This is a genomic window from Okeania sp. SIO3I5 (assembly GCF_010672085.1).
Lineage (GTDB): Bacteria > Cyanobacteriota > Cyanobacteriia > Cyanobacteriales > Microcoleaceae > Trichodesmium.
Genome location: NZ_JAAHHT010000046.1, coordinates 30,880 through 49,479 on the forward strand (window position 1 = coordinate 30,880; position 18,600 = coordinate 49,479).

At 36.5% G+C, this 18,600-nt stretch carries 6 protein-coding genes; 3 read left to right on the forward strand and 3 right to left on the reverse strand.

Translation table 11 applies throughout. The annotated features are described in order from the left end of the window. Window positions 1–1,745: 1,745 nt before the first annotated feature. Window positions 1,746–5,408, forward strand: coding sequence for a chromosome segregation protein SMC (smc, locus tag F6K40_RS13485; protein WP_293136611.1), 3,663 nt, complete (start codon window positions 1,746–1,748; stop codon window positions 5,406–5,408). Window positions 5,409–7,233: 1,825 nt separating this feature from the next. Beyond that, a complete protein-coding gene (locus tag F6K40_RS13490) occupies window positions 7,234–8,337 on the forward strand; it encodes a PRC-barrel domain-containing protein (RefSeq protein WP_293136613.1) in 1,104 nt (367 codons plus the stop codon). A 509-nt stretch (window positions 8,338–8,846) separates the two neighbouring features. On the opposite strand, the gene F6K40_RS13495 is transcribed toward F6K40_RS13490, so the two are convergent. The 3 genes from F6K40_RS13495 to F6K40_RS13505 form a co-directional block, all read right to left on the reverse strand. Beyond that, window positions 8,847–9,704 carry a cysteine peptidase family C39 domain-containing protein gene (locus F6K40_RS13495; RefSeq protein ID WP_293136615.1) on the reverse strand — a complete coding sequence of 286 codons (858 nt, stop codon included), beginning with the start codon at window positions 9,702–9,704 and terminating at the stop codon, window positions 8,847–8,849. A 907-nt stretch (window positions 9,705–10,611) separates the two neighbouring features. Beyond that, window positions 10,612–12,123 (reverse strand): diguanylate cyclase domain-containing protein, encoded by a 1,512-nt coding sequence (locus F6K40_RS13500; protein WP_293136617.1) that lies wholly within the window; start codon window positions 12,121–12,123, stop codon window positions 10,612–10,614. After that, window positions 12,124–17,781, reverse strand: coding sequence for a PAS domain S-box protein (locus tag F6K40_RS13505; protein ID WP_293136619.1), 5,658 nt, complete (start codon window positions 17,779–17,781; stop codon window positions 12,124–12,126). A 578-nt stretch (window positions 17,782–18,359) separates the two neighbouring features. Between F6K40_RS13505 and F6K40_RS13510 the strand changes: the two genes are divergently transcribed. Continuing rightward, window positions 18,360–18,600: hypothetical protein (locus F6K40_RS13510; protein ID WP_293136621.1), on the forward strand; the 241-nt coding region annotated here is incomplete at its 3' end.

An 18,600-nucleotide genomic window follows, 5' to 3' on the forward strand; every position in this document is an offset into this window, starting at 1 on the left:
ATCCAGAAAGCGATCGCTCTTCAGAAATATCTAATTACTTAATAGGATTTTAGAAATAAATTTTGATATATTCTCCAGGCGCAAGTACCTGGGGATTCTTAATTTGAAAAATGATTATTGGTTTTGCACTTTTTAATCAATTTGGTATCTTTTACATTGATTTTCCTTTCTGAAACATTCGCGATGTAGCTGCCGCTATGCTCCGCCTTTAATGTCGCGCAGCGTTTCATTTTGGCCACAGCCGAAATGCAGAACGGAGTTCAATCGCTGAAAAATTCTATTATCTCTAGTTAAAGGTTGAATAAAAAGTCATGTGTATAGGCGAATTACCCCTGACGGTTTTTATAGTATCAAAATTTTTGTCAGGATGCAACCGAAAATTCTTTGGCGCGCGATTTTTTTTGGTAGCTCTCACAAAATGAAAATGTTGGTGATTTTCCATTGAGCAGAAATTCCTATTGCCACATACGCAATAAAAGTTTTTACCGACTCTACAGATGAAATTTTCCCTGAGCAAAAATTCCTATTGCCACATACGCAATAAAAGTTTTTACCGACTCTACAGATGAAATTTTCCCTGAGCAGAAATTCCTATTGCCACATACGCAATAAAAGTTTTTACCGACTCTACAGATGAAATTTTCCCTGAGCAAAAATTCCTATTGCCACATACGCAATAAAAGTTTTTACCTACTCTATAGATGAAATTTCGACTGAGCAAAAATTCCTATTGCCACATACGCAATAAAAGTTTTTACCGACTCTACAGATGAAATTTTCCCTGAGCAAAAATTCCTATTGCCACATACGCAATAAAAGTTTTTACCGACTCTACAGATGAAATTTCGACTGAGCAGAAATTCCTATTGCCACATACGCAATAAAAGTTTTTACCGACTCTACAGATGAAATTTTCCCTGAGCAGAAATTCCTATTGCCACATACGCAATAAAAGTTTTTACCGACTCTACAGATGAAATTTTCCCTGAGCAGAAATTCCTATTGCCACATACGCAATAAAAGTTTTTACCTACCCTAAAGACAAAATTTCCCTGAGCAAAAATTCCTATTGCCACATACGCAATAAAAGTTTTTACCTACCCTATAGATGAAATTTTCCCTGAGCAAAAATTCCTATTGCCACATACGCAATAAAAGTTTTTACCTACCCTATAGATGAAATTTTCCCTGAGCAAAATTCCCTGAGCAGAAATTTTTATTGCTCTATACACAATAAAAGTTTTCCTCCCCTCTACAGATGAAATTTATCCTGAGCAAAAATTCCTATTGCCACATACGCAATAAAAGTTTTTACCTAGCCTAAAGATGAAATTTTCCCTGAGCAAAAATTCCTATTGCCACATACGCAATAAAAGTTTTTACCTAGCCTAAAGATGAAATTTTCCCTGAGCAAAAATTCCTATTGCCACATACGCAATAAAAGTTTTTACCTAGCCTAAAGATGAAATTTTCCCTGAGCAAAAATTCCTATTGCCACATACGCAATAAAAAGTTTTCCTGCCTCACAGACAAAATTTCCCCTGAGCAAAAATTCCTATTACCACATACGCAACAAAAAGTTTTCCTGCCTCACAGACAAAATTTTCCCTGAGCAAAAATTCCTATTGCCACATACGCAACAAAAGCTACCACTCCAAAAAATCCCAGAAACTAAAAGCCACAATCCGCAAGTCCTGTCTATAATTAATTAGATACAAATCTATCCAGTCCGAAAACTGGCCTTCATGGTTCATATCAAACGCCTGGAACTGACAAACTTTAAATCCTTCGGCGGCACAACGACAATTCCGTTGCTGCCGGGTTTTACTGTGGTTTCTGGACCTAACGGTTCTGGCAAATCTAATATTCTTGATGCACTTCTATTTTGTTTGGGCTTATCTACTTCCAAGGGTATGAGAGCCGAACGTTTACCAGATTTGGTTAACAATAAATTGGCAGGACGTAAAACTGTCGAAACTATTGTTACTGTCACCTTTGATTTAGAAGACCTCTCCAATCAAAATAATGGCCATAAAGAACCAGACTCTTCACAGCCAGAACTACCAGAAGTAGAAGAAAATGGAGCGAAAATCTTAGCATCTGAATCTGAAGACCCCTTTGAAATAGCTAATTCTTTTGATTCATTAGTAGAGTGGAGTATCTCTCGCCGCCTCCGAGTTACTAAACAAGGTACTTATACTTCTACTTATTATATGAATGGTCAGCCATGTACTCTGACGGAACTCCACGAACAACTAAATCAACTTCGGGTTTATGCGGAAGGATATAACGTGGTTCTCCAAGGTGATGTGACTGGGATTATTTCGATGAAGGCGAGGGAACGTCGCGAGATTATTGATGAAATGGCAGGGGTGGCTCAGTTTGATCGAAAAATTTCTCTGGCAAAAGGCAAACTAGATGAGGTGAAGGAGCAGGAGGAAAAAAGTCGCATTGTGGAAAAAGAATTGCAGAAACAATGTGACCGTCTTTCCCAAGATTGTGTGAAGGCTAAAAAATATCAACAGTTACGAGGGGAGTTGGAGGAAAAGAGTCTCTGGCAAACAATACTTAAATGGCAAAATCTCCAAAAGCAGGTATGGAAACTTCGGGAAAATATTGAGTCGGGCGATCGCTCCCTCGCGGAATTTAACGAAAATATTCAGACTAAAGAAACTGAAATTAAACGAGCTTCTACTGAACTAGACAAACTTAATGCTCAAGTAAAGGCTTTGGGGGAAGAGGAACTTTTAGCTTTACAGTCAACTTTGGCTACCCAAGAAGCGGAGCGCCGACAACTCCAGGAAAAGCAGAAAGAATTAGAGACTACTATTAATCAGACTAAAACTAATCTTGGTCAACTAGAAGAGGAAGTAGATAGACTCCAGCAAAATTTAGAAGTATTAGCCACAGAAAAAATTGTTCAAGGTCAAAATCTCTCATCTTTAGAAGCTACCCGCAACGGGGCTATTGAAATTTTGAACCAACAACGTGAGTCGGCGAGTGCTATTGCCGATACTGCTGAAGCTTGGGTAAAACAACAAGCTCAACTTCATCATCAAATTGAAACTCTACAACAAACTCTTAACCCTCAACGGACTGAGCAAGCTAGAGTTAGGGAAAAAATTTACCAGTTAGAAAAGCAAATTCAAGAACAACAAGAGTCTCTAGGAACTTTAGGAGTAGAAATTGAAAATCAGACGAAATACTATGAACAGATAAAAGAGTCAAAAGAAGCATCAAGTTATCAAGTAGAATCTTTGACAAAACAATTAGAGGCTGTTGAACAAGAACTACAAATTCAGCAAGATACTCAAACTCGCCTCCTGCAAGAACAAAGAGATAGACAAAGAAAACTTGATAAACTAGAAGCTCAACAACAGGCAATTCAAGAAGCCACAGGTACTTATGCCACTAAAATGCTGCAACAGTCGGGTATTTCCGGCATTTGTGGATTAGTGGCACAACTCGGAAAAGTCGAACCAAAATATCAATTAGCTTTAGAAATTGCTGCGGGTAGCCGTCTAGGGAATATGGTAGTCGAAAATGATCGAGTCGCTGCCTCCGGAATTGAATTTTTGAAAAAGCAAAAAGCTGGCAGAATGACATTTTTGCCTTTGAATAAAATTAGACCTCCCAGACTCAACCAAGATAATAGTTTACGTTGGGGAGCAGGCGGATTTATAGATTATGCTGTGAATTTGATCGACTGTGACTCTCGCTACGGAAATATTTTTGCTTATGTGTTTGGTTCAACCGTGGTCTTTGATACCTTGGCAAATGCTAGACAACATTTAGGTAAATATCGAATAGTTACTCTCGATGGAGAAATATTAGAGAGTAGTGGGGCGATGACTGGTGGAAGTATGTCGCGCCGTTCCGGGAGCCTGCATTTTGGCACCGTTGATGGTGGGGACTCCACAGAAATAGGAGAAATGGAAAGTCATCGTCAACGTTTACAAGAAATAGATATAGTTCTAGAGCGATGTGTGGCAGAAATTTCTCAACTCCAAGAAAAAGTAAAAGAGCGATCGCGAGCTTTGATGGAAGGAAGGGAGTATTTTCGAGAAACTCAGCTAAAAGTAGAACAAATTGAGGCAGAATTACAAAAATTGACCAAACAACAGGAGCAAGGGCAAGGGCAATTAGAGAAAAATACTCAAGAATTGGCTAATGCTCAAACTAGATTAGTATCCCTAGATCGAGAAATTCCAGTTCAGGAAACCCAGTTAACTCAGCTAAGAGAAACTTTAGCCGAGTTGGAAAAATCTCATACTCACAGTGAATGGCAACAGATGCAAACTATGATTCGGTCTCAAGAGGCAGTTTTGCAAGAACGGGAAACTACTTTACGGACTGCCGAACAACAACTACAAGATTTAGAAAATCAACAACAGCTCTTACAAGAAAAGGTAGAAACAACTTCTCGTCGCCGTTCAGAATATCAAGAGCAAGAATTAAAGGCTAAAAATACCATAAAAGAAGTAAACAGTCAAATTTTAGTTGTGGACGAGCAAATTGCCCAGACTAAAGCAGGTATGGCCAAAGCAGAAGAAAAATTAGGGACAGAAAAACAAAAAAGAGACCAAGCAGAGGCAAATCTGCGGGAACTTCATTTAGCTAAACAACAATTAGAATGGCAGCTACAAAAATTACAGGAATCTCAACAGGGACGTCGGGAACAGTTAGTCGCTTTGCAAACCCAGTTAGAAGAACAAAAGGCAGAAGTGCCTGAGCCAATCCCAACAGTGCCCGAAAATATTAAAATGGGAGAATTAGAAAAGGAGGTCAGATCCCTACAAAAACAACTTCAAGCCCTAGAACCCGTAAATATGTTAGCCCTCGAAGAATATGAGCAAACTCAGAAACGACTAGAAGAATTAAGTCAAAAATTATCCACTCTGGAAGGAGAGCGAACAGAACTGTTGTTAAGAATAGAAAACTTTACTACCCTAAGACAACGTTCATTTTTTGAGGCTTTTGATGCTGTGAATCAAAATTTTCAGACAATCTTTGCCACACTTTCCGAAGGAGACGGTTATCTCCAACTAGAGAACCAAGAAGATCCCTTTAACAGTGGGTTAAATTTAGTAGCCCACCCCAAAGGAAAGCCAGTCCAAAGATTGGCCTCTATGTCTGGAGGAGAAAAATCTTTAACAGCCTTAAGCTTTATTTTCGCCCTACAACGTTACCGTCCATCTCCTTTTTATGCCTTTGATGAAGTGGATATGTTTCTAGATGGGGCAAATGTAGAGCGATTAGCTAAAATGATAAAACAACAAGCAGAACAAGCTCAGTTTATTGTGGTAAGTCTGAGAAGGCCAATGATGGAATCATCAGAGCATACTATCGGCGTTACCCAAGCTAGGGGCGCTCATACCCAAGTTTTAGGCATGAAAATGACTAAATAGGAAGTAGGGAGTAGGGAGTAGGGAGTAGGGGAGTAGAGGAGTAGGGGAGTAATTTCCAATCTTTTTCCTGTATTGCCTAATTCCCACAGACTACTCCTGAGTCAAACTGGCTATTAGCTTTGAGCTACCAGCAAAAATATATAGGGAGATGGGGAGATAGGGGGATGGGAAAATTTCTAATCTTTTTTCTGTATTGCCTAATTCCCACAGAGAACTCCTGACTCAAACTAGCTATTAGCTTTGAGCTACCAGCAAAAATATATAGGGAGATGTAGAGATGGGGAGATGGGGAGATGGGGAGATGGGAAGTAATTTCCAATTTTTTTCCTGTATTGCCTAATTCCCACAGACTACTCCTGAGTCAAACTGGCTATTAGCTTTGAGCTACCAGCAAAAATATATAGGGAGATGGGGAGATGGGGAGATGGGGAGATGGGGAGATGGGAAGTAATTTCCAATTTTTTTCCTGTATTGCCTAATTCCCACAGACTACTCCTGAGTCAAACTGGCTATTAGCTTTGAGCTACCAGCAAAAATATATATGGAGATGGGGAGATGGGGAGATGGGAAAATTTCTAATCTTTAGTTCCTGTATTGCCTAATTCCCACAGACTACTCCTGAGTCAAACTGGCTATTAGCTTTGAGCTACCAGCCAAAATATATGGAGAGATGGGGTTAGGGGGAGATGGGGAGATGGGGGGATGGAAAGTAAATTCCAATTTTTTTCCTGTATTGCCTAATTCCCACAGAGAACTCCTGACTCAAACTGGCTATTAGCTTTGAGCTACCAGCAAAAATATATCGGGAGATGGGGTTAGGGGAAAATTTCCAATTTTTTTCCTGTATTGCCTAATTCCCACAGAGAACTCCTGACTCAAACTAGCTATTAGCTTTGAGCTACCAGCCAAAATATATAGGGAGATGGGGTTAGGGGGAGATGGGGAGATGGTTAGATGGGGAGTAATTTCCAATTTTTTTCCTGTATTGCCTAATTCCCACAGAGAACTCCTGACTCAAACTGGCTATTAGCTTTGAGCTACCAGCCAAAATATATGGAGAGATGGGGTTAGGGGGAGATGGGGAGATGGTTAGATGGGGAGTAATTTCCAATTTTTTTCCTGTATTGCCTAATTCCCACAGAGAACTCCTGACTCAAACTGGCTATTAGCTTTGAGCTACCAGCCAAAATATATAGGGAGATGGGGAGATAGGGAGATGGGGGGATGGGGGGATGGGGAGATGGGGGGATGAGAAAATTTCCAATTTTTTTCCTGTATTGCCTAATTTCCACAGAGAACTCCTGACTCAAACTGGCTATTAGCTTTGAGCTACCAGCAAAAATATATAGGGAGATGGGGAGATAGGGAGATGGGGATATGGAGAGATGGAGAGATGGGGAGTAAATTCCAATTTTTTTCCTGTATTACCTAACTCCTACGGACTACTCCTGAGTCAAACTAGCTATTAGCTTTGAGCTACCAGCCAAAATATATAGGGAGATGGGGTTAGGGGAAAATTTCTAGTCTTTTTCCTGTATTGCCTAACTCCTACGGACAACTCCTGACTCAAAAGTTTAATTGCGGGCTAAGATACTATGTTGGTTCTATAGACCAAAAGAAGCCAATTGCTGAAATGCTTACTGCTACATTCCTGATAAATTATAATTTTATCTAACTTTTGACTTTTGACTTTTGACTTTTGACTTTTTATAGCTGAAATGCTTACTGCTACATTCCTGATAAATTATAATTTTATCTAATTTTTGACTCTTGACTTTTGACCTTTGACCTTTGACTTTTTATTTAAAATCGGGATTAGACAATAATGACATCTGAAAAAATCCGCCAACGCTCCGAACTGTTAGGAACTCAAATAATTACTCGTGATAAAGGTAAACGCCTAGGAGTAGTAAGTCAGTTATGGGTAGACGTTGATAGACGAGAAGTGGTGGCTATTGGACTACGGGACAATATATTGGCAGTAGCTGGAATACCCAAGTTTATGTTTCTCAAGAACATCCGTGAATTAGGTGATGTTATCTTAGTAGATGATGAAGAAGTATTAGAAGAAGATATTGATACTGAAGCTTATAGTAGCTTGATAAATAGTGAAGTCTTGACAGAAAATGGCGACTTGTTAGGTAGAGTTCGAGGCTTCAAAATTGATACCAGAGATGGCAAAGTTTTGTCATTGATTATCGCTTCTATTGGTATACCCCAAATTCCAGACCAAATTATTAGCACTTACGAACTTTCTATTGATGAAATTGTCAGCAGTGGGCCAAACCGTCTAATTGTATTTGAAGGTTCTGAAGAAAAACTCAAACAGTTAACAATGGGAGTATTAGAACGTCTAGGTTTAGGGGAAGCTCCTTGGCAAAGAGAAGAAGAGGGATTATATTATCCTTCCACTGTAAAACCTGAAAATCAATTACCTCCAGGACAACCAGTTACTCGCGAACCTATTCGTACAGTAGCACCCTCTACTCAGGAAACATGGGATGAAGACTGGGCTGAACCAGAGCCAATAAGACGTAGAGTGGTTGAACCAGAACCAGTTTATAATGAGTATTATGAAGCGGAAATGGCTCCTCCTCCACGGCAACTAGAACGAGAAGCAGTTTATGATGACTATTATGAGCCAGAACCTGTTGCTCCTCCATCAGCACGTCAAGTAAGAGTAGAACCTGCTAATAATGACTATTATGAAGAAGATAATTGGGGCGACTCAGGTGCTGAATATGATTATGAAGAGGATAAAAGTCAGCAGAAAGAGTATCAAGTTACTAGAGAGTATGAATATGATGAGGAGATAGAGAAAGATGCTTGGGCTGATGATGAGTCTCCAAAACCTTATCAGGCACCTCGCGTAAATATTCCTCAGAAAACTAAGGTGCCAGAATATGAAGAAGAACCAGGTGGTTATTAATAGACTTTCGGCGTTGCTAAATACTGGAATGATTAAGGCTGACACGGGGACACGCAGATTATGCTCGATCCTTTCTAACAAAATCATCCCACAATTATGCAATGCCGACTTTTTGCAGAAGTCAGGGAATAGAGAATAGTGAATAGGGATATGAAATTAACAATTTTCATATCTTATAGTTTATTTCAGAAAAAATTCATCAAAATAATTGGGTTGTGCAACCCCGCCTTTGAAGGCGAAACGTTTTTGGAGATTTGCTGAAAATCTCTGTTACAAAAACAACTTCTGTACATTGCCAATCCGATGGTTCCCCTATCTGACTTCGTAACTGCCTATCTTTAAGAGCTTGGCAAGTAAGCTCCTATTACCGAAAAATTTTGGTTTAAAGCCGGACCTTGGATAGGGGATAATAAATAAAAATTTTCATTCAGGAGTCAATCCTATCAGTTTCAAGGAGAGGTAGTTATTAATTATTCATTATTAATTATTAATTATTGAATCATTACTCCTTACTCCTGAAAAGCGCTGTATTGCCCTAAAACCACAGCCTCCCCTGTCCAATATTCCTGCATCTGATCAAAAGTTTTAAGCTGTTGCCCGTAGAGTGGGTTGCCAATAGTTACTGTTTGTGCTACCTCATCAACTTGCAAGAGTACGACTGCGTGTCCAATATATCTGCCATTTACTGGTTCTTTAACGTGTAGCAGGGCGGGTAGGTTCAGGTTTATTAGGTCTATAGTTTTTAGTGAGTCTCGAAAATGGGGCGCTAAACCTAGACGACGCAAAGCCCGCATTTCAGCTAGGGTGCTAGTCCCGAATTTATTTGTACCTGTAAGGATAACTGCATCCTGTTCCGAGAAATTGGGAAAAGTATTAGTTATGCGAGCAATTGTAGCAATACTGGCAGGAGCGCAAGTGTAGTTTGTTGTCTGTAATACGACTTCTTCAACCACTACTGGTTTCCCTAATAAATTCGTGACGGGAAGAGAGTAATGGATGAGTCCTGCTAATGGAATTGTCATTATTATCACTGCTAAAATTAGCTTTTGTAAACGTTGGCGATCGCCCTGAATAGGTAATTCCAGACCTAGTAAAAAACCTACGCTAAACCATCCTAAACCCAAGACAAAATCATTAGTATATTCTCCAGAGTATAACAAAATAATTTGGGGGAATAATTTTGAATTAGCTTTGGCACTTAGTAAAAATGTGCTGATAACTGTAGCTAGGAATATTAATATTATATAAGTTAATCTTTGATGATTTACTAAAGCATTTTCTGCTGTTATTCCTCTATCTCCTAACTTCTTACCTAGGTATAATCCTAGTATTATTGAAACCAAGCAAATTAAAGCAATTACAATCATTTTTCTGATATTTGATGGGAAAATACATTAGGCATCTCCAGAAACTAAGTTTTAGCAATTGAATTGCAAAAGTTTGAGATTAATTTTGAAGAAGTCTATTAATTAGGGTTTGCTGAAAAAGTCTTATGGGTGAGGGTAGGAGTCAGGAGACAGGAGACAGGAGACAGGAGGAGTAAGGAATTAGCGAGGAGGCAGGAGGAAGAATTTAATTCGTGATTTTTCTGCCTCGGGTCAATCAAAATCCTTACTTTATGCAGCTCTTGCATAGCTAAAACCTTGTACTTTTTTAATATCATTACAGGCTCAAACCTTGCTCTGTCAATGCTTTAAAATTTAATCAGCAAACCCTAATTAGGGTTTGCTGAAAAAGTATTTTTGCTCTTTGTAGTAGTCAGTAGTCAGTAGAAATAGGAATAGGAATTTAGAGGAAGTAGGAGTTAGAATTATTCCTCAATTTCTCTGTCCAACTATGCGTCTAAAATACTAACATTTTGAGGCTTTTCAACTCAAAATCTCCCACTTTTTCAATACTTAAAAGGGTCAAAAACTTTATCTGTAAACACTTTCAGATTTAATCAGCAGAGCAATAATTAAGATATGATATCATGTCTGCTTAAATACTTACACTTTGCTCGCAGGAATGATTGGCTTTTTATTATAGCAGTTTTCATGCGTATGAGACCACAGTTGTAATCATCGGGGGGCAGTCCGGGAAGATTTGTATTCATAATTAACTAACCTTTGACTCCTTACTCCTTACTCATTACTCATTACTCCTTACTCCTTACTCATTACTCATTACTCATTACTCATTACTCATTACTCATTACTCATTACTCATTACTCATTACTCCTTACTCATTACTCATTACTCCTTACTCATTACTCATTACTCATTACTCATTACTCATAGTTGGCATGAACAATTTCGTTGTTTTTTGGCTTGATCAAGTGCTTTTTCTGCTAGAGCAATTAATTCGCTTGGTGAGTTATTTTCTTCAGGAATTATTGTTGATATACCAAGACTAATTGTCACATATTGATTAATTTGAGATTGACTATGAATAATTTTGAGATTTTCTACTTCTGCTCTAATAGCTTCAGCAATAATCAAAGCACCTTCAGTATTAGTATTGGGTAGAATTATACCAAATTCTTCTCCTCCATAACGAGCCACTAAATATTCCGGACGAGTTACAGTTCTTTGAATAGTTTTGGCTATTTGTTTTAAACAATTATCTCCAGCTTGATGACCATAATTATCATTGTATAATTTGAAATAATCTAGATCGCAAATAATTAAAGATAGAGATAAATTATCCGATTTCATTCTTTGCCATTCTTGCTCTAGATACTGATCGAAACGATGACGATTAGCTATTTGAGTTAAACCATCCAAAGTAGCAAGTAGAGATAATCTTTGATTAGCTAATTTGAGAGTATATTCAGCTTTTTTACTTTGAATCATTACTGCTAAATAAGTTCCTACTATTTTCACTAAATCAATTAACTGCTGATTTTTTGGTAAAGTTTCTTTCTTAAAAAATACCAAAATTGCTAATACCCGATCGCCCCATAAAATCGGCATTGCAAAAACTGATTTTAATCCGATTTTTAAGGCAAGAGCGTAATGTTCAAATTCTTGAGATGATGTCTCAGAAATATCTTCTATCCATTCTGAATTTTGAGATGCCCAAACTCTACCTAGTAAATCTATATTAGGAGCAAATGTTAATGTTTTTCGATGATTTTGAAACTCAGATAAATTTTGTGAATAAATATAGTAAGATTGACTATGTACAAGTTTAGATTCATTAGAATTAGGCAGCCAAGCTTCACCATAATCCCATCCAATATTTGAACAAATATGATGCAGGGTAATTTCTAATGCCGAATTAATATCTAAGGCAGCACTAATAGGGGGAGTAATTAATAATAAAAAATGTAGTTGTTCCTCAGCATTTTGACGTTCAATAAATTCTTTTTCTAGATCCAAATTTTTCTCTTTTAACTGCATTTGTAACTGATAAATAGATAGTTGATTTTCAACTCGTGCCAAGACTTCCCGAAGTTGAAAAGGCTTAGTAATATAATCTCTACCTCCTACTTCAAATGCTCTAACTTTATCTACTTCTTCACTATAAGCACTAATAAAAATTATTGGTATTTCTTTTGTTGATTCCAAAGATTTTAATTTTTGGCATACTTCATAGCCATCTATATCTGGTAAATTAATATCAAGTAATATTAAATCTGGTTTAGCAATTTGTGCGCCGTTAATTGCTATCTTGCCATTGATCGCTTTTCTAACATGATATCCATGATGTTCCAGCATAGTTGATAAGAGTCGTAAATTTTCTGGTGCATCATCAACTATTAAGATATTTTCTGGTAAATTATGATTTTTTTTTGGGTTCATTTATGCCTCACTTTCTATCAACTCAAGGATAACATCTAAACGAAAATTTGCTACTAAATTTTTCAAGCAATTTATTAGTTGAACTTCTGTTGTAGGAATTTGCTGAATTAGCTCATTTAGCCGCTCTTCATTCACAGATAGTATAGCAAAATGTAATTCTTCTAACCATTCAGCAGGCATGATGTTTAAAGATTTTTTTGTCAGTTTTGTTTGAGGTTTTTTAGGAACTAAATTTGATGGATAATTTTGATACAGATAATCTATTCCTAAATGACTAGCTAACTTTTCTAACAGTAGGGTTTCTGAAAAAGGTTTTGCAATAAAATCATCACAACCAGCAGCCAAAATAGCATCACGATTTTCTGTAAAAGCATTAGCGGTTAGAGCAATAATAGTGGTGGCTTTACCCAAGGGTGTTTGTTTAATAGTTTTAGTAGTTTCATAACCATCCATAACAGGCATAACAATATCCATAAAGATTAAATGTGGTTGCCAAGTTTGCCAAATAGATATAGCTTCTTTACCATTTTCAGCAACCTGAATTTGAAATCCTAATGGCTGCAATAATTGTGTTAATAATTGACTGTTTTCTTTGATATCTTCAACTACTAAAATTCGATGACTTGGCTCATTAAGTTCTAAGCCTATAATTTTTATTTGATTAGATTTAGATGATGTTTCTATTGCTGCTATTTCTTTAAGTTCTTCGGGAACTTTGGCAAGAATTTCAAAAGTAAATTTTGTGCCTTTTCCTATTTTACTACTAACGGATATTTCTCCCCCCATTAATTGCACAAATTTACGACTAATGGGTAAACCTAAGCCTGTTCCTTCTATTGATTTTCGACCTGTAGTAGTTTGCACAAAAGGCTCAAACAAAGCATCTATTTCTGAACTTTCAATTCCTGAACCAGTATCTGTAATAGTAAATTTTATTTTCCCGGAATTGTCACTATTAGATACTAATAAACTAACTTTTCCTTGGGATGTAAATTTGATGGCATTACCTATAATATTAATCAGAACTTGACGCAATTTTCCTTCATCGGCGGTAATAATTTGAGGCAGGTCATCTGCTAATTCAAATAGTAGCTTTAAACCTTTTTCATTTGCTTTTAAACTCAGCATATTTTGCAAATTTTTCAGAAAATCGTATAAGTCAAATAAGTTTTCTTTGAGTGTAACTTTACCTGCTTCAATTTTAGACATAGATAAAATATCATTAATCAAATTTAGCAAATGTTCACCACTATGATTAATAATTTTTACTTGTTGAATTTGCTCTTCATTCAAAGAATCATCACGCGCCAACAATTGACTAAAACCTAAAATAGCATTTAAAGGAGTACGCAACTCGTGACTCATAGAAGCCAAAAAATTACTCTTAGCAAAATTAGCAGTTTCCGCAGCTTCTTTAGCATTTTTAAGTTCAATTTCTCTTTGCTTATGCTCGATAATTAAACCTGTTAATCTTGCTAAAGACGCAAGTATTTCTAAGTCTTTTATTTTTGATGATTCGTCGCTGCGCGACATAAAACGCTTGTTGCTAAAGTACATCATAAAAGTACCAACAACTTGCTTTTCTCCACCAGAAAAAATTGGTTCAGAGCAACAAGAATGCAGACCAGCAGATAAAGCTTGTTGTTTCAAAGTTGCACATTCCAAGTTGTTAACAATATCTTCAATAATTACCCGTTGATGAAGATTAACTGCTCTATTCAAAGAGCAAATATTAACAGATATAGGATCAATAGCTTCTAGCCAAACTTGAGGAAGATTAGGTGCTACAAAAGGGCGTAAATATTCACCATTCGGTTCCACCAACATAATTACAGAATTCACTGATGGTAATATTTTGTCAACTTGAGTTGTTAATTCTAACAATACCTTATATAACGATTCACCTTGAGCTACCATTTTCAGGACTGTATTTTGTGCATTTTGTAATAACTCTTGCTGCTGACGCTCAGTAATATCAATGGCAATAGAAGCAAATCCAATAATTGTTCCCTCTGGATTTAAAAGAGGAGTATTATACCACTCACAAACAATTGTTTTACCCGTTTGAGTTAAATTTTCAGCGATCGTGTAGTTACCACTCAGAGGTATTTCCGTCATACTTTCCAGCAAGACGTTACTATTTTCAGGAACTATCAATTCTAATCCTTTTTTACCTATTATCTCCTTCGCAGTATAGCCAAAGATTAATTCTGCAGTATGGTTCCATGCCACAATTTCCCACTCAGTATTCCATTCGATCGCTCCAACTGGAGTATTTTGTAACAGGAATGAAAGTCTTTGCTGGGAACTTTTAAGTTTTTCCTCTGCTTGCAAACGTTCTAATTCTGCTCCCACTCGTGCGGCAAAAATTTTCAAAATTAACTCTTGAGAAGAACTAAGATTTATGGGTAAAACATCCATCACTATTAACACACCAAGAACTTTACCTTGGGAGTTATATAAAGGGAAACCCCAATAACTTTCTATACCTAATTCAATTAAAAAAGAAGCTTGAGGGAAAAATTGTTGTACGGAGTCTGGATAACGACAAATTTGACCCTCCAATACTTGATCGCAGGGAGTATCTACTGGGGAAGTAAAAATCCGATCTTTTACTTCTAAACCAGTCCAAAATGCTCTCAGTTCTACGAGATTTTTTGATTCCTTTGATTCACTAATGCAAACATAACGAACTTGTAAAAGTTGAGCTATATTTTTAACGCAAGCATGGAAAAAATCCTTACCTATATAAGTTGCAGTTCCTTCAACAATCAAACGCAGAGCATCTTCCCGTTGTTTTTGCTCTGTAATATCAATGCCAAAAGATTGAAATTCAATTAAATTTCGATCTCGATCAATAATTGGTTGATTTGTCCAACTCAACCATCGTAATTCTCCTGAAGCAGATTTCATTTGAGTTTCTAAAATTTGTGGACTCATTGATTCAATCTGCTGCTGACTTAGTTCATCCTGTATCAAGTGGCAAAAATTACTGCCTAAGAGTTCACTTGCAGATTTACCAAAAAATTCAGAGTAGTAGTGGTTAACAAATGTAAGCTTTCCATCTGCTTTCCATCTACAAACCAGTACGCTATCCTGTGACTCTACCAACTCCCGATAACGAATTTCACTCTCTCTTAAAGCTTCTTCTATCTGTTTACGATCGCTAATATCCTGATGAGAAATTACCATTCTTTCTGGAATACCATTCTCATTCCAAAGAGCTTGTCCTTTAGTTGAAACCCATTTATAGATACCGCTTTTACAGACTGTTCGGTATTCAATACTGAACTGTGAATGCTTTCGCGCCAGGTACTCCTCTAAAAAATTTCTAACTCTATGAGAATCATCTGGATGAATACGACTGCACCATTCATCATAATGGGATTTAATTTCATATTCCTGATACCCCCATATTGCTTTTAGTCTTGGTGAAATAAAGGCTTCATTGGTTTGAATATTCCAGTCAAAAATCCCCTCATTATTACCTTTTAGTACCAACTGCCAACGTTCTTCGCTTTTTTTGAGTGATTCTTCGATCTGTCTCCGAATTTGGATTTCTTGCTCCAATAGTTGATTTTGTTGAGCTACTTCTTGGCGTTGTTGTTTTTCTTGTGCCAGAAGATGTGCTTGAGCAATCGCAATACCTAGTTGAGCTGCTACTGCTTCTAATAACTCTTTTTCTTCTACTTTCCAATGACGCATATAACTACATTGATGCAAACCGATCGCTCCATTGGTTTTCCCTTGATAGGAAGTTCTAATTGCCATCATTGACTTGATCTTAAGTTGCTCGGATAAAGGGAAAGCTGCTTTGAGCAAAGGTTCAGCATAAACATCATCTGTCGCGATCGCTGAATCTTGTGACAACATCAACTCAGCATGACCATTACCTAATATAGGTATTTCCAAATTAGAAATTAAATCTAGATCGGAACTTTGATAGTGAGCAACCAATGGAATTCTTGGTATCGGAAACTCTGTATAAGTATGAATCAAGCAACGATCTACCTTGAGAATTGTTGCTATTTGAGTTGCTGCTGTTTGGTATATTTGTTCTGGTTGTAAGTAAGAGCGAATCTTTTGAGTAATATCTCTGAGCAATAATGCCTTTTTTATTTGTCTTTCTAGGGAAGCTTTTGCTTTAGACAGTTCGATTTCCGACTGTTTGCGATCTGTAATATCAATACCAGCACTAATATAACCTGCAAAAGTACCATTAGGAGTAAATCTTGGCCTAACTGTATCTAGTATCCATCGGTATTTGCCATCAGAGCGACGCAGACGATATTCTATTTTAAACTTAGCAGGAGTTTTGTGACTCTTTGCATAAGTTTGCCTACAAGTTTCTCGGTCATCTGGATGAACGCTTTCTAACCATCCATATGCTACTGCTTGCGACAAATTGTATCCAGTAAATTCTAACCATGTTGTATTAAAAAATGTGCAATCACCATCAGATTCTGATACCCAAATCATTATATTGGTATCATTTGCCATCAAACGAAAACGCGCTTCACTTTCCCGTAATTCTTGTTCTGCAACTATGCGCTCCGTAACATCTATCTGTACTCCTGCATAGTGAGTCAAATTCCCATAATCATCATATACTGGAGAAATTGTAATTTCATTCCAAAACTTACTACCATCTTTACGAGTATTTTGTAATACTACTTGGCATCTTTCCCCAACAGCGATCGCGTGTCTAATTTTTTCTATTTCTGTTCTATCTGTATTACTACCTTGTAAAAAACGAGAATTTCTACCTATAACTTCTGCTGCTGAGTAACCTGTAATTTCTTCAAAACCTGAGTTCACATATATTAATGGTTGATTTTCTGCTTGGAGATCGCTAATTACAATTCCTTGAGGTGCTGTAAATATTGCTCTTTCTAATAGTTTTAAACGTTCTTGTTCCTTACGGCGTTCTGTGACATTTTTCATAGTCAGGAGATAAGCTGTTTGATTTTCCCAAATAATTTCTCCTATGCGTGTTTCTATAAAGATAATTTTTCCAGATTTTTGTCGAATATATATTTCTGTTTCATTACCATCTACCAGAGGAATACCTATATTTTCACCTATTAGTTTTTGAGCTGATTTTTCCCATAACAATTCTGTGGCCGGATTCACAAAAACTATTTTACCGTCTCTGCTAATAATCATCAGACCTTCTGACATATTAGTAATAATTGCTGACAAATTCTTCTCTTGCTGTTTCTTAATTTCTATTTCTTTTTGTAGTTGCTTATTTTGTTTTGCTAATTTTATCTCCAGTTCTTTGATTGTAATTTGAGTTTCTATTCTTGCGAATAATTCTTCAGGATGAATTGGTTTAGTAATATAATCTATTGCTCCGGCTGCAAATCCTTTGACTTTTTCATCAGTATTAGATAAACCAGTTAAAAAAATCACTGGTATATGAGCAGTTAGAGGGTTAGCTTTTAAACATCTACATACTTGATATCCATCCATTTCTGGCATCATCACATCTATTAATACTAAATCTGGTTTATTGCCAATTAAAGATTTTAATGCTACTTCACCAGAAATAGCTTGTATGACCTTGTATCCTTTCTGACTAATTAGCTCCGAGAGAATATCTAAATTATCGGCACAATCGTCTACTATTAGAATTGTAATTTGCTGGTTATTCATAATTCTATTATTTTTATATTCATTATTTTATGGTAAGGTTATGACTTGATTTGATTGGAGGCACTTTTTATTGAAAATAATCTTAACAATACAATTATATATTATCTCTAAAATCATTTTATGAATATACTTATTTTATCAAACATCTCCATTAATAGGTAGTTTAAATCCCAGCAACTTATTCCGATATCGTCTTAACTAATAGCTGCAAAATTAATTACACATCCTGTAGCTCCTTTCTATGCTTTTACTTCTGGCATCAGTGCTTTCCTAAATTAGGAAATTTATTTTGCAGTAGGGACTTTGTCTGCAACGTCCCTACCTTAGATACTGGTGTTTTGAACCCAGGAAAATTAGAAAGATAAAAATCTAAAATCTTGTAGTTTATACAGAGTGGTATAGAGAAAATATATACTATTACCAGTTAACCCATACTGTAGGATTTTCACAGAGTTTGACATCAGCTTTTACATCAATTCTAATCAACCATAGATCACATTAATTTGTTTTAAATCCACATGAAGAAGGTACTGAAAAACTGTTTAGCTCTAGGTATCGGTTTAAGCGTCATACTAAATATGAGCGAGGTTCAAGCTTTTTCATTAATTAATGACAATCAAATTGTTCCAACTTCCGATCTAACAGAAAACTTCAATGATTTTTTTCTAGAAGAAATTGCTGATGGAAGCACAACAAATTTTAACGGATTTTCTTCAGGTTCTGCAACTGCTACTATTACCCTTGACTTAGTTGGCAATTTTGATCTTCGTAGTTTTATTCTATGGAATGATGTCAATGTCTTAGCTGAAGGAATTGAAA

Coding starts and splice junctions, on each gene's coding strand:
- smc (WP_293136611.1), top strand. CDS start 1,746: ATGGTTCATATCAAACGCCTGGAACTGACAAACTTTAAATCCTTCGGC.
- F6K40_RS13495 (WP_293136615.1), bottom strand. CDS start 9,704: ATGATTGTAATTGCTTTAATTTGCTTGGTTTCAATAATACTAGGATTA.
- F6K40_RS13505 (WP_293136619.1), bottom strand. CDS start 17,781: ATGAATAACCAGCAAATTACAATTCTAATAGTAGACGATTGTGCCGAT.
- F6K40_RS13500 (WP_293136617.1), bottom strand. CDS start 12,123: ATGAACCCAAAAAAAAATCATAATTTACCAGAAAATATCTTAATAGTT.
- F6K40_RS13490 (WP_293136613.1), top strand. CDS start 7,234: ATGACATCTGAAAAAATCCGCCAACGCTCCGAACTGTTAGGAACTCAA.